Genomic DNA, 21,029 nt, shown 5'->3' with positions numbered 1-21,029 from the left:
CCTCCGCGAGCGTGCCTCCGCAACTCCCGTGCTGCCGACTTCCTTCGAGGGAGTCGGCAGCCGCGTTTCGCCTTCCGAAATCGGCCAGGTCCCGTATTCTTGGCATGATCATGAAGAGGCATGAACCTGGCAACTGACCACTTCTGTGGCAGACAACTGCAAGGGGGGCTAATGAGACGTAGAGCGAGATCGATCCTCGCGGCGGCTTCACTGCTGATGGCCACACTGGCCGCGGCGCCGATCGCCCAGGCCGGACAAGGCGACGGCGGCGGTGACGACGGACTCTCTGTATGGCGTGCACAAGTCACCAAGGCGCAGGTCCCGCTGCTTCTGGCGGCAGGCACCGACGGCCATGAACTGAGTGAGCAGGTACCCGACAAGGGCACCGCCACCATTGAGCTCTACCTCACCGAGCAGCAGGCCGACGAGCTGCGGGTGAAGGGCATCCCCCTCGCCGAGCACACGATCTCGGCCAAGGCCGAGAGCCGTGTCGAGGCCGCCGGCGACGGCGTCTTCCGCCCGTACGGCGGCGCGGGAGGCCTCAAGCAGGAGATCCTCGCCACCGCACAGGCCAACCCCGGCCTCACCAAGGTCGTCTCCATCGGCAAGACCGTCAAAGGCCAGGACATCCTCGCCCTCAAGGTCAGCAAGGGTGCCAAGAAGTACAAGGACGGCTCCAAGCCCTCCACCCTGTACCTGTCCAACCAGCACGCCCGCGAGTGGATCACCCCCGAGATGAACCGGCGGCTGCTCCACCACTACCTCGCCAACTACGGCAAGGACCCGCAGATCACCCAGATCGTGGACTCCACCGAGCTGTGGTTCGTTCTCTCCGCGAACCCGGACGGCTACGACTACACCTTCACGGGCACCGACGAGCGCCAGTGGCGCAAGAACCTGCGCGACAACAACGGCGACGGCAAGATCGCGCCCGGCGACGGCGTCGACCTCAACCGCAACTTCTCGTACAAGTGGGGCTACGACAACGAGGGCTCGTCCCCCGACCCCTTCGACGAGACCTACCGCGGCACAGGCCCCGGCTCCGAGCCCGAGACCAAGGCTCTGGACGCCTTCCAGAAGCGCATCGGCTTCGAGTACGGCATCAACTACCACTCCGCGGCCGAGCTGATCCTGTACGGAGTCGGCTGGCAGGTCGACACCCCCTCGCCGGACGACGTCCTCTACGAATCCCTCGCCGGTACGCCCGAGAACCCGGCCATCCCCGGCTACCACCCGCAGGTCGCCTCCGAGCTCTACATCACCAACGGCGAGGCCGACGGACATGCGGCCAACGTCAACGGCATGATGATGTACACCCCGGAGATGTCGACCTGCGCCACCGCCTCCCGGGTCGACCCGAACGACGCCTGGAACGCGGCCGACTGCGCCTCCGTCTTCACCTTCCCCGACGACGAGAAGCTGATCCAGCAGGAGTTCGCCAAGAACATCCCGTTCGCGCTCTCCATCGCCGAGACCGCCGCCCACCCCGACCAGCCGTCGTCCTCGCTGGGCCTGAAGGCCGCGGACTTCACCGCCGACACCTTCACCACCTCCTACGCCCGCGGCGGCGACCAGGAAGTGACCGTCACCGCCCGCAAGTCGCTGCGCGACAAGGAGCTCAACTACCGGATCAACGGCGGACGCACCCACGACGAGGACCTCAAGGCCTGGAAGGGCGGCGAGACGTACGGCGGCAAGGACAACCTCCACTTCGACGACTACCGCGCCGAGGTGGAAGACGCCGACGTCGGCGACACCGTCGAGGTCTGGTTCACCGGCCGTACGAAGGGCGGGAAGACCGCCTCCAGCGAGCACTTCACCTACACCGTCGCCGAACGGCCCCGCGCCGACACGCTGGTGATCGCGGAAGAGGGCGGCACCGCCCCGGCGGTCCACGCCGCCGCGTACACCAAGGCCCTGGCCGACAACGGCCGGCGCGCCGCCGCCTGGGACGTCGCCACCCAGGGCACTCCCGACCCGCTCGGCGTGCTGAGCCACTTCAAGACGGTGGTCTGGTACACCGGCGCCGCGGCCCCCTCCTGGGCCACCACCGAGTCCGTACGGTCGTTTGTCAACGAAGGCGGCAAGCTGATCAACGCCGGAGAGCGCGCCGGAGGCAACGCCAACCTCGGCGGCGCCGTGAGCGACGACTTCGCCCAGTACTACCTCGGCGCGTCCGGCCGTGCCTCACTGGCCGGCGCGAACAGCTACCTCGGTACGGGACGACTGGCGGGCGGCTCCGTGCCACTGGCCGGCGCGGCGGGCAACCCCCTGGACGCCGCAGGCGCGTACACGATCACCTCGGACACGCTCCCGGCCGCGCAGTTCCCGCAGTTCAGCAGCGCCGCCGCGGGCGACTACCCGGGCGTGACGATGCCCTTCTCGCCGTACGAGGGCGAGTGGTACATGGCCGCCTCGCACCGCAACTCCTCCTGGATGCGGCTGGCCCGTCCGCTCGACCTGACGGGCACGAGCGCGGCCGACAAGCCGGCGCTGGACTTCCGGCTCAGCTTCAACACCGAGCCCGGCTACGACAACGCGATCGTCGAGGTCCACACCGTCGGCCAGGACGACTGGACGACGCTGCCGGACGCCAACGGCGGTACGCAGACCACCGTGCCCACCCAGTGTGACCAGGCCTTCTACGTCAATCAGCACCCCTTCCTGCGCCACTATCTCACCGTCGGGTCCAGCGCCTGCACGGCGAGCGGAACCACCGGCACCTGGAACTCCTTCACCGCGGCCTCCGACGGCTGGCGCGCCGTCTCGTTCGATCTGAGCGCCTACGCGGGCAAGCAGATCGAGGTCGCGGTCAGTTACGTCACCGACCCCAGCGACGGCGGTCGCGGGATCTTCGTGGACGACACGAAGCTGGTGACCGGCGGCGGCGAGCAGGGAGCCGAGGGCTTCGAAGCCTCACTCGGCCCCTGGACGGCCGTCGCCTCACCGGAGGGCAGCCCGGCGCTGCGCGGCAGTTGGACGCGCAGCCAGGACCTGTTCCCGTCCGCGAGCGCGGTCACCACGAAGGACACCGTGCTACTCGGCTTCGGCCTGGAGCACGTGCCCGGAGCGGCCGAGCGCAAGCAGCTCATCGGCAGGGCACTCGGCGCGCTGCGGCGCTGACCCTGTACGGTCGAAATCAGGCCTGAATCCGGCGGCCCGTACCCCCTTACCGGGGGGTACGGGCCGCCGAGCCACGCGCGGCCCCTCTCGATGTCATCCCCGGGCCTCCAGAGCGGTAGGGTCGTAAGAGGTCGGGGACATCCCATACAACTCGCCGGCGTCTACAACCGGCGTAGCAACGAGGAGATCGGTTCGTGACGATCCGCGTAGGCATCAACGGCTTTGGCCGCATCGGTCGTAACTACTTCCGCGCGCTGCTGGAGCAGGGTGCAGACATCGAGATCGTGGCTGTCAACGACCTGGGTGACACTGCGACCACGGCCCACTTGCTGAAGTACGACACGATCATGGGCCGCCTCAAGGCTGAGGTGACCCACACCGCCGACACGATCACGGTCGACGGCCGCACCATCAAGGTGCTCTCCGAGCGCAACCCCGCCGACATTCCGTGGGGCGAGCTGGGCGTCGACATCGTCATCGAGTCGACCGGCATTTTCACCAAGAAGGCCGACGCCGCGAAGCACATCGCCGGCGGCGCCAAGAAGGTCCTCATCTCGGCTCCGGCCAAGGACGAGGACATCACCATCGTGATGGGCGTCAACCAGGACAAGTACGACGCGGCCAACCACCACGTCATCTCCAACGCCTCCTGCACCACGAACTGTGTGGCGCCGATGGCCAAGGTTCTCCTGGAGAACTTCGGCATCGTCAAGGGCATGATGACCACGGTCCACGCGTACACGAACGACCAGCGCATCCTGGACTTCCCGCACTCGGACCTGCGCCGCGCCCGCGCCGCCGCCGAGAACATCATCCCGACCACCACCGGTGCCGCGAAGGCCACCGCGCTGGTCATCCCGGAACTGGCGGGCAAGCTCGACGGCATCGCGATGCGCGTCCCGGTCCCCACCGGCTCCGTGACCGACCTGGTCATCGAGCTTGAGCGTGAGGTCACCAAGGACGAGGTCAACACGGCGTTCCAGAAGGCGGCCGAGGGCCAGCTCAAGGGAATCCTGGACTACACCGAGGACGCGATCGTCTCCTCGGACATCGTCAACTGGCCCGCCTCCTGCACCTTCGACTCCTCCCTGACCATGGTCCAGGGCAAGAGCGTCAAGGTCATCGGCTGGTACGACAACGAGTGGGGCTACTCCAACCGCCTGGTGGACCTCACGGTCTTCGTCGGCGCCCAGCTCTGATCAGCAGCGCGAGCAGCCAGAGCAGCAAGATGTGAGCGAGAGGGCTCGGGCAGCGCACCGCCGCGCCGCCCGAGCCTTCTCGCACGTCCAGCCGGTCCGAGGAGTCCTGTCCATGAAGACGATCGACGAACTACTTACCGAAGGGGTCGCGGGCAAGCGGGTATTCGTCCGCGCCGACCTCAATGTGCCGCTCGACGGCGCCACCATCACCGACGACGGCCGTATCCGCGCCGTCGTCCCGACGATCGCCAAGCTCGCCGAGGCGGGCGCGCGCGTCATCGTCGCCTCCCACCTCGGCCGCCCCAAGGGCGCCGCCGACCCGGCCTTCTCGCTCGCCCCCGTGGCGCGGCGGCTCGGTGAACTCCTCGCCGCCGAGGTCGTGTTCGCCGCCGACACCGTCGGCGAGTCCGCCACTGCCGTCACCGCGGGCCTCGCCGACGGCCAGGTCGCCGTCATCGAGAACCTCCGCTTCAACGCCGGCGAGACCTCGAAGGACGACGCCGAGCGCGCCGCCTTCGCCGACCTGCTCGCCCTGCTCGCCGACGTGTACGTGGGCGACGGCTTCGGAGCCGTACACCGCAAGCACGCCTCGGTGTACGACCTCCCCGCCCGGCTGCCGCACGCCGCCGGCTACCTGATCGCCACCGAGGTCGGCGTCCTCAAGAAGCTCACCGAGGACGTCCAGCGCCCGTACGTCGTGGCCCTCGGCGGCTCCAAGGTCTCCGACAAGCTCGGGGTCATCGACCACCTGCTGGAGAAGGCCGACCGCATCCTGATCGGCGGCGGCATGGCGTACACCTTCCTCAAGGCCCAGGGCCACGAGGTCGGCACCTCGCTGCTCCAGGAGGACCAGATCCCGGCCGTGCGCGAGTACCTGGCGCGCGCCAAGGACAAGGGCGTGGAGTTCGTGCTCCCCGTCGACGTCCTGGTCGCCGGAGCGTTCCCGGACCTGCGGACGAAGGCCCCGGCCCACCCCGCCACCGTCGCCGCGGACGCCATCCCGGCCGATCAGCTGGGACTGGACATCGGTCCCGAGACCTGCCGGCTGTACGCATCGAAGCTCGCCGACGCGGCCACCGTGTTCTGGAACGGTCCGATGGGCGTCTTCGAGCACCCCGACTACGCCGAGGGCACCAAGGCCGTTGCCCAGGCGCTCGTCGACTCCCCGGCCTTCTCGGTCGTCGGCGGCGGGGACTCCGCCGCCGCCGTGAGGATCCTGGGCTTCGACGAAAAGGCATTCAGCCACATTTCGACCGGTGGCGGCGCGAGCCTCGAGTATCTCGAAGGCAAGACGCTTCCCGGCCTCGCCGCACTGGAGGACTGACCCCCTTATGACTGCTCCCGCAAAGGGCCGCACCCCGCTGATGGCGGGCAACTGGAAGATGAACCTCAACCACCTTGAGGCCATCGCCCACACTCAGAAGCTGGCCTTCGCCCTGACGGACAAGGACTACGAGGCCGTAGAGGTCGCCGTCCTGCCGCCCTTCACCGACCTGCGGTCCGTACAGACCCTGATCGACGCCGACAAGCTCAAGATCAAGTACGGCGCCCAGGACATCTCGGCCCAGGACTCCGGCGCGTACACCGGTGAGATCTCCGGCCTGATGCTGGCCAAGCTGAAGTGCACCTACGTCGCCGTGGGCCACTCCGAGCGCCGCCAGTATCACGCCGAGTCGGACGAGATCTGCAACGCCAAGGTGAAGGCCGCGTACAGGCACGGCCTGACCCCGATCCTCTGCGTCGGCGAGGGTCTGGACATCCGCAAGGCCGGACAGCAGGTCCCGCACACCCTCGCGCAGCTCGACGGCGGGCTCAAGGACATCCCGGCCGAGCAGGCCGAGTCCATCGTGATCGCGTACGAGCCGGTGTGGGCCATCGGCACGGGCGAGGTCGCCACGCCCGAGGACGCGCAGGAGGTCTGCGCCGCGATCCGCGCCCGGCTCGCCGAGCTGTACTCGCAGGAGCTGGCCGATCAGGTCCGTATCCAGTACGGCGGCTCGGTGAAGGCCGGGAATGTCGCCGCGATCATGGCGCAGCCCGATGTGGACGGCGCTCTGGTGGGCGGCGCGGCGCTGGACGCGGAAGAGTTCGTGAAGATCATCCGCTTCCGCGACCAGTGAGTAGACCAGTGAGTATGCGGTAGAGCCGATCCGTCGTACCCTTGCGGGGGCCAGATGTCAGTCATCCGGCCCCCGTCGGCCATCTTTTCCAGGCCGACATTTCAGCCAGCCCGACATTTCAGTCCGAGAGAATTGCCAGGAAGTAGGGACCAGCCGTGATTATGGGGTTCTCGATCGCCCTGATCGTCTTCAGCCTGCTGCTGATGCTGCTGGTGCTGATGCACAAGGGAAAGGGCGGCGGCCTCTCCGACATGTTCGGTGGCGGTATGCAGTCCTCAGTGGGCGGCTCTTCCGTCGCAGAGCGGAACCTCGACCGCATTACGGTGGTCCTCGGGCTGCTGTGGTTCGCGTGCATTGTCGTGCTTGGCCTGCTGATGAAGCTGGACAGCTAGACCCCTCGCCGTGCGCGTCTTGATTGCGGGAGTAACTCCAATCACTGGACGCACGTTGGGCCTTACGTAGACTGGGGCATCTTCGAGCACCATCACGCAGGGAGTTACGACCGTGGCAAGTGGCAACGCGATCCGGGGAAGCCGGGTCGGAGCGGGGCCGATGGGTGAGGCCGAGCGGGGCGAGTCCGCGCCGCGCCTGCGCATCTCCTTCTGGTGCTCGAATGGGCACGAGACGCAGCCGAGCTTCGCCAGTGACGCGCAGGTTCCGGACACTTGGGACTGTCCTCGATGCGGTTTCCCAGCCGGACAAGACCGGGACAACCCGCCGGACCCACCGCGTACGGAGCCCTACAAGACGCATCTCGCGTATGTACGCGAGCGGCGCAGCGACGAGGACGGCGAGGCGATTCTCGCCGAGGCGCTCGCGAAATTGCGCGGCGAGATCTAGAAGTCGACATCCGGCCGGATGCCTGCGGGCGTCCGGCCGGAGTGCGTTCACCCTCGTCCCCTCCCTTGTATCCCTATGACTCGCTACCCGGCCTGATCAATTAGGTTGGAGACGCAGTGGGACACACAGGCAAGGTACGAGAAGAAGTGGGCTGATTTCCGAATGTCCGAGTCGCACACCTTGAACACAGCGGGCCGTACGAGGCTCAACCAGATGCCCGAGTGGACCGCTCTCGCCAAGCACCGTGAGCAGCTGGGCCGCACGCACCTGCGGGAGCTGTTCGCGGCCGACGCGGCGCGCGGTACCGCGTACACCCTCCAGGTCGGCGATCTGTATCTCGACTACTCCAAGCACCTGGTGACCGACGAGACGCTGACGCTGCTGCGCGAGCTCGCCGCGGCCACCGGCGTCGCCGGGCTGCGGGACGCGATGTTCCGCGGCGAGAAGATCAACACCACCGAGGACCGCGCCGTCCTGCACACGGCGCTGCGCGCCCCGCGTGACGCCGTGATCGAGGTGGACGGCGAGAACGTCGTGCCCGCGGTGCACGCGGTACTGGACCGGATGAGCGCCTTCACCGACCGGATCAGGTCGGGCGAGTGGACCGGCCACACCGGCAAGCCCATCAAGAACATCGTCAACATCGGCATCGGCGGCTCCGATCTGGGCCCGGCGATGGCGTACGAGGCGCTGCGCTCGTACACCGCGCGCGAACTGACGTTCCGTTTTGTGTCGAACGTCGACGGGGCCGATCTGCACGAGGCCGTACGGGACCTGGACCCGGCCGAGACGCTGTTCATCATCGCCTCCAAGACCTTCACCACCATCGAGACGCTCACCAACGCCACGTCCGCGCGAGACTGGCTGCTCACCGGCCTGCGGGCCGGTCAGGACGCCGTCGCCAAGCACTTCGTGGCGCTGTCCACCAACGCCGAGAAGGTCTCCGACTTCGGCATCGACACGACCAACATGTTCGAGTTCTGGGACTGGGTCGGCGGTCGGTACTCGTACGACTCCGCCATCGGTCTCTCGCTGATGATCGCGATCGGCCCGGACCGCTTCCGGGAGATGCTCGACGGTTTCCACCTGGTGGACGAGCACTTCCGCACAGCGCCGGCCGAGGAGAACGCGCCGCTGCTGCTGGGCCTGCTGGGCATCTGGTACGGGGCGTTCTTCGACGCGCAGTCGCATGCGGTGCTGCCGTACTCCCACTATCTGTCGAAGTTCACCGCGTACCTCCAGCAGCTCGACATGGAGTCCAACGGCAAGTCCGTGGACCGCCAGGGCAACCCCGTCGACTGGCAGACCGGACCGGTGGTGTGGGGCACGCCCGGCACCAACGGCCAGCACGCGTACTACCAGCTGATCCACCAGGGCACCAAGGTCATCCCGGCGGACTTCATCGCCTTCGCACAGCCGGTCGGGGATCTGCTGCCCGGTCTCGTCGCCCAGCACGATCTGCTGATGGCCAACTTCTTCGCGCAGACCCAGGCGCTCGCCTTCGGCAAGACGCCCGAGGAGGTACAGGCGGAGGGCGTGCCCGAGGAGCTGGTGGCGCACAAGACGTTCCACGGCAACCACCCGACGACCACGATCCTCGCGGACGAGCTGACACCGTCCGTACTGGGCCAGCTGATCGCGCTGTACGAGCACAAGGTGTTCGTCCAGGGGGCCGTCTGGAACATCGACTCCTTCGACCAGTGGGGCGTCGAGCTCGGCAAGGTACTCGCGAAGAAGATCGAGCCGGTGCTCACCGAAGGGACGGGCGGCGAGGCATTGGACAGCTCGACGTCGGCACTGGCCGCGAAGTACCGCACGCTGCGCGGTCGCTGAATCCGTGGGAGGGAACGGGATAAGGCTGAGGCCGCCGAACAACATGCTCAATGAGCGGGCCGTCGGCTGGTGGCGGGTGCAGTGGCTGCTGCTGACCCTGGTCCCCGTGGCCGTACTGGCGGTACTGGGCGCGCTGATCACGCCCGCACGGCCGTGGCTCCTGACGATCGCCGGTGCGCTGGCGGTGCTCGGTCTGGCCTGCGCCTTTTTCTTCCCGCTCTGGTGGTTCCGGGTACACCGCTGGGAGGTCACGGACGAGGCGGTGTACGTCCGGACGGGCGCGTTCTGGCAGGAGTGGCGGATCGCGCCCATGTCCCGGATCCAGACCGTGGACACGGTGCGCGGGCCGCTGGAGCAGGCGTTCAAGCTGGCCACGGTCATTGTCACGACCGCGTCGTCCAAGGGCGCGATCAAGATCGAAGGGCTGGACCACGCGCTCGCCGCGGAGTTGGCGGAGCGGCTGACGCGGATCACGCAGGCCACGCCCGGAGACGCGACATGAGCGACGTGGAGGACGTGGCGACGGACTGGCGGAAGCTCGACAGGCGTACGGTCCTGGCCACCGCGCTCGTCATGGCAGGCGTGGCCGGGGGCGCCGCCTTGCCCGTCACCCTCGGCCTCGCCGGCGGCATGCCGCTGTGGCAGGCGCTCGGCTGGGTGCTGGCCGGGGCGCTGCTGCTCATCTCCGTGGGCACGGGCGCGGACTACGTACGGTGGCGCCGCACGCGCTACCGCATCGGCCCCGAGCGCGCCGAACTCCACACCGGGCTGCTGCTGGTCAAACGCCGTTCGCTGGCCCGCGAGCGCATCCGCAGCGTCGATCTGGCCGCGAACCCGCTGCTGCGGATCCTCGGCCTGGTCAAGGTGCGCATCGGCACCGGCGAGCAGAGCGCGGGCGGTGAATCCACGCTCGAACTCGACCCGGTCAGCAAGGCCGAGGGCGAGCGCCTGCGTACGGAACTGCTGGCGCGGCTGACCGCCGCCGCGCCCGGCATCCACCAGGAGGGCGTGCTCGGCGCGCTCGACCCGTCCTGGATCCGCTACGCGCCGGTTTCTTTCGTCGCCCCCCTGCTCGGGGGCGCGGCGGCCGGCGGTGTGATGCAGGTCAGCGAGTGGTTCGGCGCGCAGGGCGAGGTCATCGACTGGGTGGGGGACCGCTTCCAGGACACCCCCGTCGTGTGGACGGTCGCGGCGCTGGTGCTCGCGGCGGTGGTCGCGGGCGCGGTGGGCGCGCTCGGCCTGTGGATCGAGATGTGGTGGAACTACCGCCTGGAGCGCGAACCCGGCGGCACCCTGCGGGTGCGGCGCGGGCTGTTCACCGCGCGCTCGATCTCCATAGAGGAGCGGCGGCTGCGGGGCGTCGAACTGGTCGAGCCGCTGGGCGTACGGCTGTTCGGGGCGGCGCGGGTGGACGCGATCGCCACCGGCCTCGTGGACGACAGCGACGACAAACACGCCGACCTGAAGGCGCTGCTGCCGCCCGCGCCCCGGGCGGTGGCCAACGAACTGGCCGCGCGGGTGCTGCGGGAGCCGGTCGCCCCGACGGGATCGGTCTCCTTGACCGCGCACCCCCGGGCGGCCCGGACCCGGCGTCTGCGGTGGGCGCTGACGGCGGTGCTGCTCCCGGTGTCGGTGCTGGCGGCGCTGGGCGCATGGCTCACGCCCGTCCTGCTGTACGTCGCCGGGGCGTGCGCGGTCGTGGCGCTGCCGGTCGCGGTGGCCCTGGCCCTGGACGCGTACCGGAGCCTGGGCCACGGCATCAGCGGCGACTACCTCGTCGCCCGCTCCGGAACGATCCGGCGCGCGACGGTCGCGTTGCAGCGGGGCGGGGTGATCGGTTGGACGGTCAGGCAGTCCTGGTTCCAGCGCCGGGCGGGGGTACTGACGCTGACGGCGACGACGGCGGCGGGGGCGGGGGCGTACTCGGTGTACGACGCGGGGGAGGGGGAGGGGCTGGTGTTCGGGGCGGAGGCGGTGCCGGGGGTGCTGGAGCCGTTCCTTGTGCGGGGTGGTGGGGGCGGCTGAGGGCGCGTGCGGGTTGCGGTGGTGCGGGTGGCGCCTGCGGCGGGCTTTCCCCTACCCGCCCCTTCCCGTAACTGGGGCTCCGCCCCAGACCCCGTACCGCCCTTCGGGTGGGGGTCCCCCCCCACGCCCCCTGGGGCGTAGGGGGAGTGTCCTCAATCGCCGGACGGGCTCTATTGAGCCCCGCCGGCGTTTGAGACGCGGGGGCGGCGCCCCCGGACCAGGGCCCGCACGCGTCAGGCCGACGCCGGAGGGTACAGGTCCCGCGGCAGCTGGGACGCCGCCCCCGCGTCCAGAAGCCACAGCGTGCGCGAGCGACCGTACGCTCCCGCCGCCGGTGCCTGGACCTCACCCGCTCCCGACAGCGCGATCATCGCCGCCTTCGCCTTGTCCTCGCCCGCAGCCAGCAGCCATACCTCCCGCGCCGCCCGGATCGCCCGCAGCGTCATCGAGATCCGCGTCGGCGGTGGCTTCGGCGCCCCGTGGACGCCGACCACCGTGCGTTCCGTCTCGCGGACCGCCGGAAGCTCCGGGAAGAGCGACGCCACATGCGTGTCGGGGCCGACACCCAGCAGGAGTACGTCGAACGTCGGCACCGGGCCGTGGTCCTCGGGGCCCGCCGCCGCGGCCAGTTCCGTCGCGTACGCCGCCGCCGCCGCGTCCACATCCGTGCCGTACGGCCCGTCCGACGCGGCCATCGCGTGCACCCGGGCCGGGTCCAGCGGGACCTGGTTCAGCAGTGCCTCGCGCGCCTGGGTGACATTGCGTTCCGGGTCGCCCTCCGGGACGAACCGTTCGTCGCCCCACCACAGATCGAGCCGCGGCCAGTCGATGGCGTCCCTGGCCTGGGACGCGGCGACCGCGGCCAGCAGGGCGTTGCCGTTGCGGCCACCCGTCAGGACCACGGACGCCGAGCCGCGCGCGGCCTGGGCGTCCACGATTTTCGTGATCAGCCGGGCCGCCGCGGCCTGCGCCATCAGTTCCTTGTCGCGGTGTACGACGAGCTGCGGAACGTTCACTGTGCCGGCGCCTTCTTCGGTGGCGCGGGCCTGGGCTGCTCCTTCGCCTCCGCGAAGGACTCCAGCCGGTCGACCCCGAACCGCAGCGCCGACGCGTAGGTGTCGTCCGGGTCGAGCCGCCGCAGCTCCTCCGCGATCAGCTCCGACGTCTCACGCCGCTGGAGTGCCACCGCCCGGTCCGGCTGGCCCTCTATGGACAGCGTCGCCAGCGCGCCGTCCGCCCGGTCCAGCACGATCGGCCCGCAGCTGGTCTCCATCCGTACGGCCGTGAGGCCAGGACCGGAGGACAGCGAGCGCTTCACCGGCACATGCAGCCGGTCAGCCAGCCACATCGCGAGCAGTTCGCAGCTCGGGTTGAACTCCTCGCCCTCCACCTCCACGGAGGTGACCTGGCACGCCACCTGGTCCAGAGCCGCCGCGAGCATCGAGCGCCACGGTGTGGTCCGGGTCCAGGACAGGTCGGTGTCGCCCGGGGTGTACGCCTCGGCGCGCGCCGCCAGGTCCCGCACCGGCTGCTCCGAGGCGTACGTGTCCGTGACCCTGCGCTGCGCCAGCGCGCCCAGCGGATCGTTGGCCGGGTCGGTCGGCGCGTTCACCGGCCACCAGACCACCACCGGCGCGTCGGGCAGCAGCAGCGGCAGCACCACCGACTGGGCGTGGTTGAGCACCTCGCCGTACAGCCGCAGGATGACCGTCTCGCCGGTGCCCGCGTCCGTGCCGACCCGCACCTCCGCGTCGAGGCGTGCCTGCGCGCGCTCGCGCGGCGAGCGCGAGACCCGCTTGATGACGACCAGCGTGCGCGAAGGGTGCTCGCGCGACGCCTCGTTGGCTGCCCTCAGCGAGTCGTAGGCGTTCTCCTCGTCGGTGACGATGACGAGGGTGAGCACCATGCCGACGGCCTGCGTGCCGATCGCCCGGCGCCCCTGCACCAGCGCCTTGTTGATCTTGCTGGCCGTGGTGTCCGTAAGGTCGATCTTCATGGCCGACGCCAGCTCCGTCCGTCTCGTGCGAGCATTTCGTCCGCCTCGTCCGGGCCCCAGGTCCCGGCCGGATACTGCGCGGGCTTGCCGTGCCGGTCCCAGTACTGCTCGATCGGGTCGAGGATCTTCCAGGACAGCTCGACCTCCTCCAGACGCGGGAAGAGGTTGGAGTCGCCGAGCAGGACGTCGAGGATGAGCCGTTCGTACGCCTCGGGGCTGGACTCCGTGAAGGACTCGCCGTACGCGAAGTCCATCGAGACGTCCCGCACCTCCATCGAGGTGCCCGGCACCTTCGAGCCGAACCGCATGGTCACGCCCTCGTCCGGCTGGACGCGGATGACCAGGGCGTTCTGCCCCAGCTCCTCCGTCGCCGTGTGGTCGAAGGGGGAGTGCGGGGCGCGCTGGAAGACCACCGCGATCTCGGTGACCCGCCGGCCGAGCCGCTTGCCCGTACGGAGGTAGAAGGGGACGCCCGCCCAGCGGCGGTTGTCGATCTCCAGCTTGACCGCGGCGTAGGTGTCGGTCTTCGACTTGGGGTCGATGCCGTCTTCCTGGAGGTAGCCGACGGCCTTCTCGCCGCCCTGCCAGCCCGCGGCGTACTGCCCGCGCACCGTGTTCCTGGCCAGGTCCTCGGGGTCCTGGAGCAGCTTCACCGCGCCCAGCACCTTGGTCTTCTCGGCCGCGAGCGCGTCCGCGTCGAAGGAGGCGGGCTCCTCCATCGCGGTCAGCGCGAGCAGCTGGAGCAGGTGGTTCTGGATGACGTCACGGGCGGCGCCGATGCCGTCGTAGTAGCCGGCGCGGCCGCCGATGCCGATGTCCTCGGCCATGGTGATCTGTACATGGTCGACGTACGACCGGTTCCAGATCGGCTCGAAGAGGGTGTTGGCGAACCGCAGCGCCAGAATGTTCTGGACGGTCTCCTTGCCCAGATAGTGGTCGATCCGGAAGACCTCGTTGGACGGGAAGACCTCGTGTACGACCTTGTTGAGCTCCTTGGCGGAGACCAGGTCGTGGCCGAACGGCTTCTCGATGACGGCGCGCCGCCAGGAGCCTTCCTTCTGGTCGGCGAGACCGTGCTTGCGCAGCTGTTCGACCACCTTCGGGAAGAACTTCGGCGGCACGGACAGATAGAACGCGAAGTTGCCGCCGGTGCCCTGCCTCTTGTCGAGGTCCTCGATGGTGGCCTTCAGCCGCTCGAAGGCGTCATCGTCGTCGAAATCGCCCTGGACGAAGCGCATCCCCTGGATGAGCTGCTGCCAGACCTCTTCCCGGAAGGGCGTACGGGCGTTCGCCTTGACGGCGTCGTGGACCTCCTGCGCGAAGTCCTCGTCCTGCCACTCACGGCGGGCGTAGCCGATGAGCGAGAAGCCCGGCGGCAGCAGCCCGCGGTTGGCCAGGTCGTAGACGGCGGGCATCAGCTTCTTACGCGACAGATCGCCCGTGACCCCGAAAATGACCAGGCCCGACGGCCCCGCGATACGCGGGAGCCGTCGGTCGGCGGGGTCACGAAGCGGGTTGGCTCCGCTGAGACCGGACAAGGTTGTCAGCCCTCCGAAGGAGCGAGGCGCTTCAGCTCGGCCTCGGTCGACTTGAGCAGATCCGTCCAGGACGTCGCGAACTTCTCGACGCCCTCGTCCTCCAGGACCGTGACGACATCGTCGTACGAGATCCCGAGCTCGGCGACGGCGGCGAGGTCGGCGCGCGCCTGGTCGTAGGTGCCCGCGATGGTGTTGCCGGTGATCTGGCCGTGGTCGCCGGCAGCCTCCAGGGTGGCCTCCGGCATGGTGTTCACCGTGCCCGGGGCGACCAGGTCGTCGACATACATCGTGTCCCTGTACGCCGGGTCCTTGACACCGGTGGAGGCCCACAGCGGACGCTGCCGGTTGGCGCGCGCCCTGTCCAGGGCGTCCCAGCGCTCCGAGGAGAAGATCTCCTCGTACGCCTCGTAGGCCAGGCGCGCGTTGGCGACGGCCGCCTTGCCGCGGGCCTCCTTGGCCTCGGGGGTGCCGATCGCGTCGAGGCGCTTGTCGATCTCGGTGTCCACGCGGGACACGAAGAAGGACGCCACGGACTGGATCGTGGACAGGTCGATCCCCATCGCGTTCGCCTTCTCCAGGCCGGAGAGGTAGGCGTCCATGACCTCGCGGTAGCGCTCCAGCGAGAAGATCAGCGTGACATTGACGCTGATGCCCTTGGAGATGGTCTCGGTGATCGCGGGCAGGCCCGCCTTGGTCGCCGGGATCTTGATCAGCGTGTTGGGCCGGTCCACCAGCCAGGCCAGCTGCCTGGCCTCGGCGATGGTCGCCTCGGTGTTGTGCGCCAGGCGCGGGTCGACCTCGATGGAGACCCGGCCGTCCAGACCGCCGGTGGCGTCGAAGACCGGCCGCAGGATGTCGGCCGCGTCGCGGACGTCCGCGGTCGTGATCATCCGTACGGCTTCCTCGACCGTCACCCTGCGCACGGCGAGATCGTGGAGCTGCTGGTCGTAACCGTCGCCGCCGCTGATGGCCTTCTGGAAGATCGACGGATTCGTGGTGACTCCCACGACATGCTGCTGGTCGATCAGTTCGGCGAGATTGCCGGAGGTGATCCGCTGGCGCGAGAGGTCGTCCAGCCAGATCGCGACGCCTTCGTCGGAGAGGCGCTTGAGTGCGTCTGTCATGAGAATTGCATCTCCTACTTGTCGTATACCAGCGTCAGCGCGTAGCGGCGGCGAGGGATTCCCGTGCGGCGGCGGCGACCGCATCGGCAGTGAAGCCGAACTCCCGGAAGAGAACCTTTCCGTCAGCCGAAGCGCCGAAGTGCTCCAGCGAAACAATCCGGCCCGCGTCGCCGACGTAGCGGTGCCAGGTCAGACCGATACCGGCCTCGACCGCGACCCGTGCCTTCACGGACGGCGGCAGAACACTGTCCTTGTACGCCTGGTCCTGCTCCTCGAACCATTCCACACACGGCATCGAGACGACCCGCGTCGCCACGCCCGCCTCCTGGAGCTGCTCACGCGCCTGGACGGCGAGCTGGACCTCGGAGCCGGTGGCGATCAGCACCACCTGCGGCTCGCCCCCCTCGGCGTCGAAGAGCACATAACCGCCGCGCGCCGCGTCCTCGTTGCGCTCGTACGTCGGCACACCCTGGCGGGTCAGCGCCAGGCCGTGCGGGGCGCCCTTGCCGAACTCCTTGGTGAAGCGCGCCAGGATCTCGCGCCAGGCCACGGCGGTCTCGTTCGCGTCGGCCGGGCGGACGATGTTCAGGCCCGGGATCGCGCGCAGCGTGGCCAGGTGCTCCACCGGCTGGTGGGTGGGACCGTCCTCGCCCAGACCGACCGAGTCATGCGTCCAGACGTACGTCACCGGCAGGTGCATCAGCGCCGAGAGCCGTACCGCGTTGCGCATGTAGTCGGAGAACACCAGGAAGGTGCCACCGTAGATACGGGTGTTGCCGTGCAGCGCGATGCCGTTCATGGCCGCGGCCATGGAGTGCTCGCGGATGCCGAAGTGGACCGTACGGCCGTACGGGTCCGCCTCCGGCAGCGGGTTGCCCACCGGCAGGAACGAGGACGTCTTGTCGATGGTGGTGTTGTTGGAGCCCGCCAGGTCGGCCGAGCCGCCCCACAGCTCCGGGATGACCGCGCCCAGCGCCTGCAGGACCTTGCCGGAGGCGGCGCGGGTGGCGACACCCTTGCCGGTCTCGAACTCCGGCAGTTCCTCCTCCCAGCCCGCGGGCAGCTCGCCCGCGCGGATCCGGTCGAACTCGGCCGCCCGGTCCGGGTTGGCGGTGCGCCACGCGGCGAACGTCTTCTCCCACTCGCCACGGGCCTCGCGCCCGCGGTCGAGCGCCGAACGGCTGTGGGCGAGGACCTCGTCGGCGACCTCGAAGCTCTGCTCCGGGTCGAAGCCCAGGACACGCTTGGTGGCCGCGACCTCCTCGTCGCCGAGCGCCGAGCCGTGCGCGGCCTCGGTGTTCTGCGCGTGCGGGGCGGGCCAGGCGATGATCGAACGGGCCGCGATGAAGGAGGGGCGCTCGGTCTCCGCCTGCGCCGCCTTCATGGCGTGGTACAGACCGGCCGGGTCGAGGTCGCCGTTGGGCAGCTGCTCGACGCGCTGGACGTGCCAGCCGTACGCCTCGTACCGCTTGATGGTGTCCTCCGAGACCGCGGTCTCGGTGTCGCCCTCGATGGAGATGTGGTTGTCGTCCCACAGCAGCACCAGGTTGCCCAGCTTCTGGTGCCCGGCCAGCGACGATGCCTCCGCGGAGATGCCCTCCTGGAGGCAGCCGTCACCGGCGATCGCCCAGATGGTGTGGTCGAAGGGGCTCTGGCCGACCGGGGCTGCCGGGTCGAACAGGCCACGCTCGTAGCGGGCGGCCATGGCCATGCCCACCGCGTTGGCGACACCCTGGCCCAGCGGCCCGGTCGTCGTCTCCACACCATTGGTGTGGCCGTACTCCGGGTGGCCCGGTGTCTTCGAGCCCCAGGTCCGGAACGCCTTCAGGTCATCGAGTTCCAGGCCGTACCCGGCCAGGTAGAGCTGGATGTACAGGGTCAGGCTGGAGTGACCCGCGGAGAGGACGAACCGGTCACGGCCGGTCCAGTCCGCGTCGGCCGGATCGTGCCGCATCAGCTTCTGGAACAGCACGTACGCGGCGGGCGCGAGGCTCATGGCCGTACCCGGATGGCCGTTGCCGACCTTCTGTACGGAGTCCATGGCCAGGACGCGGGCGGTGTCTACAGCCCGCTGGTCCAGATCGGTCCACTCAAGGTCTGTGGTGGTCGGCTTGGTGCTCACCCTGGGTCAGGGCTCCTCTCCACATAATCGAATCCCGGTGACGAAGGAACCACCGGGCGTTGTCGAGCCTACCCTCGCGGCAACGCGGGTCTTTTCGAGCGTGGGTCTTTACCGAAACAGCTACTGCCGTATAGCTGTACGCAAGCTGTACGCACACCTATACGGAGGGGCTGCGAGAGCTGCTCAACACGACCCCACCCCGGAGAAGATCGGCGTATGCCGGGCGTCTAGAGTGGCGTGGTACGCGCAAGTCTCTACCGGGTTATCACGCCGGAAACTTGCTGGAATTTCTCTGTCAGGGGTGTGCGTGACGGCCGTCGAGTCCCGACCCGCAGGGGTCGTCTTGACTCCCAGCCCGGGGGGCCACCGCCCGTTCGGGGCCCGCGTCAAGGCCTTCGTGGCACTTACCAAGCCGCGGATCATCGAGTTGTTGCTGATCACCACCGTTCCGGTGATGTTCCTGGCCGCACAGGGTGTTCCCGACCTGTGGCTGGTGCTCACAACCTGTCTCGGCGGGTACCTTTCCGCCGGTGGGGCAAACGCCCTGAACATGTACATCGACCGCGACATCGACGCTCTGATGGACCGTACGTCGCAGCGCCCGCTGGTCACCGGAATGGTCTCGCCCCGCGAGAGCCTGGTCTTCGGCCTCGCCCTCGCCGTTATCTCCACCCTCTGGTTCGGGCTGCTCGTCAACTGGCTGTCCGCCGCGCTGTCGCTGGGCGCGCTGCTCTTCTACGTCATCGTCTACACGATGATCCTCAAGCGCCGCACCTCCCAGAACATCGTCTGGGGCGGCATCGCCGGCTGTATGCCGGTCCTGATCGGCTGGTCCGCCGTCACCAACTCGATGTCGTGGGCCCCGGTCATCCTCTTCCTGGTCATGTTCTTCTGGACGCCGCCGCACTACTGGCCGCTGTCGATGAAGGTGAAGGCCGACTACGCGCGCGTGGGCGTTCCGATGCTCCCTGTCGTCGCCTCGAACAGGGTCGTCGCCCGCCAGATCGTGCTCTACAGCTGGGTGATGGTCGCCGTCTCGCTGCTGCTGACGCCGCTGGGCTACACCGGCTGGTTCTATACGGCGGTGGCGCTGGCCACGGGCGGTTGGTGGCTGTGGGAGGCGCACTCCCTGCACAACCGCGCGAAGGCGGGCGCGGCGGGCGTCAAGCTCAAGGAGATGCGGCTGTTCCACTGGTCGATCATCTATGTGTCGCTGCTCTTCACGGCGGTCGCGGTGGACCCCTTCCTGCGGTAGCGGTACCCGTCGGTAGCATTCTGTTCATGGCAGACACTGAGCAGGACACCCAGGACAAGCGCGCGGAGCGCAGGGCCGGCAGGCTCGCCAAGCAGATCTCCGCCTTCGCCAAGGCCCACGGCGGCGCCGAAGGGCAGCTGGCGTACCTCGGCCAGATGGGCACCCGCATCGTGCTCGTCGGTGAGGACGGCGAATGGGGCGACCTCGTCGCACCGAGCCACGACATCGCGCGCGCCGCCGTCGAGCGGTCGGGGATCACGCTCCACGAGTCCTTCGACGGTGAGTTCGCGGCGAAGGTCCGCACGGGTCCGTACGAGTGGAGCCGGATGGCAGGCATCCAGATCGGCGGCCCGTCCAACGGCTGAGCAACACCTCGCGCGGGTGTCACCCGTTAGGACTGTGGAAGCACACGCGGTCCACGACTGGGAGCCCCGATGATCGACACCCCGAGCCTCGTGGACCAGTACTGCCACGGAGTGCTCCGTACGGAACTCGGCCTCGGCACCTTCGAAGCGCAGTTGGGCCGCACCACCCGGCCGCCAGCGCCCGGCACCACCTTCTTCGACACCCAGACCGGCTTCGCCGTACGGCGCTGGTGCCCGCCGCTGCTGGGTCTCGATCCGCACTGCCCGCCCGCCCACTACCTCGCCCGCCGCCGCGAGCTCGGCGTGCTGGAGGCGGCCCGGCGGCTGCTGAGGGGAAGCGGGATCTCCACCTATCTGGTGGACACCGGGCTGTCCGGGGATCTCACGGGCCCGCACGAGATCGCCGCGGCGGGCTCGGCCGACGCGCGCGAGATCGTACGACTCGAACTGCTCGCCCAGCAGGTCGCCGACACCTCGGGCACCGTGGAGGGCTTCCTGGCGAACCTCGCCGAGGCCGTGCACGGCGCAGCCGTGTCCGCCGTCGCCCTCACCTCCGTCGCCGCCGTGGGCCACGGGATCGCGCTGGCTCCCGAGCCGCCGGGCCCCGGGGAGGTACGCGGGGCCGCCGGGCGGTGGCTGGCCGGGCGGCAGGTCGGCGGCGCGCTCACCGATCCCGTACTGGTGCGACATCTGCTGTGGATCGCGATCGCGTCGGGGCTGCCGCTCCAGCTGCACGTCGGGGTGGAGGACCCGATGCTGCTCACCGGTTTCGCGGCGGCCACGGCGGGTCTCGGCACGGATCTGGTGCTGCTGCACGGCTATCCGTACCACCGGCATGCCGCGCACCTGGCGAGCGTGTTCCCGCATGTGTACGCGGACCTGGGGCCCGCTCTCGTACACACGGGGGCGCGGGCCGCCGCCGTGCTCGCGGAGACCCTGGAGCTGGCGCCGTTCGGGAAGCTGCTCTTCTCCAGCGGGGCGCGGGGGCTGCCCGAGCTGCATGTGGTGGGGGCGCGGGTCTTCCGGGAGGCGTTGGGGCGGGTGCTGGGCGGGTGGGTCGGCGAGGGGGCGTGGTCGCGGGCGGACGCGGACCGGGTCGCGGGAATGATCGCGGCGGGCAACGCGCGCCGCGTCTACGGCCTGTCCGGCGCCTGATTGTTCGCGCCGCTCGCGCCAGGATGTCCTTGCGGGCGGACGGCGACCCGGACGCTCGACAGGCGGAAACGCTCTGGGCCGGGGCTCACGGGCCGGATACCTTCAGCCCCGCTGCCTCCCATGCCGAAGGCTATGGGGGAGATTGAGGCGCGGGGTTCGGGGCAGCGCCCCGACATGGGCCCGTCGCCGACCAGGCCCGGCATCTTCAGCCCCGCTGGGGGCACCTCCCATGCCGAAGGCTATGGGGGAGACTGAGGAGCTGGGGTACTCCCCCTACCCCCAGCGGCGTGGGTGGGAGGGGGGGGGGGCGCGCCCCCGCCGGGCGGCCCCGGGG

The 21,029-nt window shown here is 69.4% G+C and carries 17 protein-coding genes; 12 read left to right on the top strand and 5 right to left on the bottom strand.

The genetic code is table 11. The features are described from left to right. Window positions 1–171: 171 nt before the first annotated feature. The 9 genes from ACIHCQ_RS14565 (at window position 172) to ACIHCQ_RS14525 (ending at window position 11,140) form a co-directional block, all read left to right on the top strand. The gene (locus ACIHCQ_RS14565) at window positions 172–3,123 is read left to right on the top strand and encodes a M14 family zinc carboxypeptidase (RefSeq protein ID WP_399661766.1); all 2,952 of its coding nucleotides are present in this window, start codon (window positions 172–174) and stop codon (window positions 3,121–3,123) included. Between the two features lie 194 nt (window positions 3,124–3,317). Continuing rightward, window positions 3,318–4,322: a type I glyceraldehyde-3-phosphate dehydrogenase gene (gene gap / locus ACIHCQ_RS14560; protein WP_399661764.1), complete on the top strand. Its 1,005-nt coding sequence runs from the start codon at window positions 3,318–3,320 to the stop codon at window positions 4,320–4,322. 112 nt (window positions 4,323–4,434) lie between these two features. Continuing rightward, complete coding sequence (locus ACIHCQ_RS14555) at window positions 4,435–5,646, top strand: phosphoglycerate kinase (protein ID WP_399661762.1); 1,212 nt, start codon at window positions 4,435–4,437, stop codon at window positions 5,644–5,646. Between the two features lie 7 nt (window positions 5,647–5,653). Then, window positions 5,654–6,442: a triose-phosphate isomerase gene (tpiA, locus tag ACIHCQ_RS14550; RefSeq protein ID WP_399661760.1), complete on the top strand. Its 789-nt coding sequence runs from the start codon at window positions 5,654–5,656 to the stop codon at window positions 6,440–6,442. Between the two features lie 161 nt (window positions 6,443–6,603). Then, complete coding sequence (secG, locus tag ACIHCQ_RS14545) at window positions 6,604–6,834, top strand: preprotein translocase subunit SecG (protein ID WP_399662032.1); 231 nt, start codon at window positions 6,604–6,606, stop codon at window positions 6,832–6,834. Window positions 6,835–6,946: 112 nt separating this feature from the next. Further along, on the top strand, window positions 6,947–7,282 hold the full coding sequence (locus ACIHCQ_RS14540; RefSeq protein WP_384258720.1) for an RNA polymerase-binding protein RbpA: 336 nt from the start codon (window positions 6,947–6,949) through the stop codon (window positions 7,280–7,282). Between the two features lie 180 nt (window positions 7,283–7,462). Beyond that, window positions 7,463–9,115: a glucose-6-phosphate isomerase gene (gene pgi, locus ACIHCQ_RS14535; RefSeq protein WP_399662029.1), complete on the top strand. Its 1,653-nt coding sequence runs from the start codon at window positions 7,463–7,465 to the stop codon at window positions 9,113–9,115. A 43-nt stretch (window positions 9,116–9,158) separates the two neighbouring features. After that, a complete protein-coding gene (locus tag ACIHCQ_RS14530; protein ID WP_399661757.1) occupies window positions 9,159–9,617 on the top strand; it encodes a PH domain-containing protein in 459 nt (152 codons plus the stop codon). Beyond that, window positions 9,614–11,140, top strand: a complete 1,527-nt coding sequence (locus tag ACIHCQ_RS14525; RefSeq protein WP_399661755.1) for a PH domain-containing protein — start codon at window positions 9,614–9,616, stop codon at window positions 11,138–11,140. The genes ACIHCQ_RS14530 and ACIHCQ_RS14525 overlap by 4 nt, the downstream gene beginning before the upstream one ends. Before the next feature lie 233 nt (window positions 11,141–11,373). On the opposite strand, the gene pgl is transcribed toward ACIHCQ_RS14525, so the two are convergent. Genes pgl through tkt form a run of 5 tightly spaced genes read right to left on the bottom strand, consistent with a single transcriptional unit; the run spans window position 11,374 to window position 17,920 of the window. Beyond that, complete coding sequence (gene pgl, locus ACIHCQ_RS14520; RefSeq protein WP_399661753.1) at window positions 11,374–12,156, bottom strand: 6-phosphogluconolactonase; 783 nt, start codon at window positions 12,154–12,156, stop codon at window positions 11,374–11,376. Further along, window positions 12,153–13,136, bottom strand: a complete 984-nt coding sequence (opcA, locus tag ACIHCQ_RS14515; protein ID WP_399661751.1) for a glucose-6-phosphate dehydrogenase assembly protein OpcA — start codon at window positions 13,134–13,136, stop codon at window positions 12,153–12,155. Before opcA ends, pgl begins: the two co-directional genes overlap by 4 nt. Then, complete coding sequence (gene zwf / locus ACIHCQ_RS14510; protein WP_399661749.1) at window positions 13,133–14,674, bottom strand: glucose-6-phosphate dehydrogenase; 1,542 nt, start codon at window positions 14,672–14,674, stop codon at window positions 13,133–13,135. The genes opcA and zwf overlap by 4 nt, the downstream gene beginning before the upstream one ends. Window positions 14,675–14,679: 5 nt before the next feature. Next, window positions 14,680–15,798, bottom strand: a complete 1,119-nt coding sequence (gene tal, locus ACIHCQ_RS14505) for a transaldolase (protein WP_399661747.1) — start codon at window positions 15,796–15,798, stop codon at window positions 14,680–14,682. A gap of 34 nt (window positions 15,799–15,832) precedes the next feature. Next, window positions 15,833–17,920 (bottom strand): transketolase, encoded by a 2,088-nt coding sequence (gene tkt / locus ACIHCQ_RS14500; protein WP_399661745.1) that lies wholly within the window; start codon window positions 17,918–17,920, stop codon window positions 15,833–15,835. Between the two features lie 301 nt (window positions 17,921–18,221). On the opposite strand from tkt, the gene ACIHCQ_RS14495 reads away from it, so the two are divergent. The 3 genes from ACIHCQ_RS14495 to ACIHCQ_RS14485 all read left to right on the top strand — a co-directional run bounded on the left by ACIHCQ_RS14495 (window position 18,222) and on the right by ACIHCQ_RS14485 (window position 20,695). Further along, window positions 18,222–19,175: a heme o synthase gene (locus ACIHCQ_RS14495; RefSeq protein ID WP_399661743.1), complete on the top strand. Its 954-nt coding sequence runs from the start codon at window positions 18,222–18,224 to the stop codon at window positions 19,173–19,175. A gap of 26 nt (window positions 19,176–19,201) precedes the next feature. After that, complete coding sequence (locus ACIHCQ_RS14490; protein ID WP_399661741.1) at window positions 19,202–19,540, top strand: hypothetical protein; 339 nt, start codon at window positions 19,202–19,204, stop codon at window positions 19,538–19,540. A gap of 69 nt (window positions 19,541–19,609) precedes the next feature. Beyond that, window positions 19,610–20,695 carry an amidohydrolase family protein gene (locus ACIHCQ_RS14485; protein WP_399661739.1) on the top strand — a complete coding sequence of 362 codons (1,086 nt, stop codon included), beginning with the start codon at window positions 19,610–19,612 and terminating at the stop codon, window positions 20,693–20,695. The last annotated feature ends 334 nt before the right edge of the window (window positions 20,696–21,029 follow it).

The organism is Streptomyces sp. NPDC052236 (assembly GCF_044548015.1).
GTDB lineage: Bacteria > Actinomycetota > Actinomycetes > Streptomycetales > Streptomycetaceae > Streptomyces.
The sequence above is the reverse complement of the archived record's forward strand: the minus strand, read 5'-3'. Positions and strand labels throughout refer to the sequence as shown.

What these genes read in the sequence shown, in the direction of transcription:
- ACIHCQ_RS14565 (WP_399661766.1), top strand. Translation starts at nt 172, where the DNA reads ATGAGACGTAGAGCGAGATCGATCCTCGCGGCGGCTTCACTGCTGATG.
- ACIHCQ_RS14555 (WP_399661762.1), top strand. Translation starts at nt 4,435, where the DNA reads ATGAAGACGATCGACGAACTACTTACCGAAGGGGTCGCGGGCAAGCGG.
- tpiA (WP_399661760.1), top strand. Translation starts at nt 5,654, where the DNA reads ATGACTGCTCCCGCAAAGGGCCGCACCCCGCTGATGGCGGGCAACTGG.
- secG (WP_399662032.1), top strand. Translation starts at nt 6,604, where the DNA reads ATGGGGTTCTCGATCGCCCTGATCGTCTTCAGCCTGCTGCTGATGCTG.
- ACIHCQ_RS14530 (WP_399661757.1), top strand. Translation starts at nt 9,159, where the DNA reads ATGCTCAATGAGCGGGCCGTCGGCTGGTGGCGGGTGCAGTGGCTGCTG.
- ACIHCQ_RS14525 (WP_399661755.1), top strand. Translation starts at nt 9,614, where the DNA reads ATGAGCGACGTGGAGGACGTGGCGACGGACTGGCGGAAGCTCGACAGG.
- opcA (WP_399661751.1), bottom strand. Translation starts at nt 13,136, where the DNA reads ATGAAGATCGACCTTACGGACACCACGGCCAGCAAGATCAACAAGGCG.
- tal (WP_399661747.1), bottom strand. Translation starts at nt 15,798, where the DNA reads ATGACAGACGCACTCAAGCGCCTCTCCGACGAAGGCGTCGCGATCTGG.
- ACIHCQ_RS14490 (WP_399661741.1), top strand. Translation starts at nt 19,202, where the DNA reads ATGGCAGACACTGAGCAGGACACCCAGGACAAGCGCGCGGAGCGCAGG.
- ACIHCQ_RS14485 (WP_399661739.1), top strand. Translation starts at nt 19,610, where the DNA reads ATGATCGACACCCCGAGCCTCGTGGACCAGTACTGCCACGGAGTGCTC.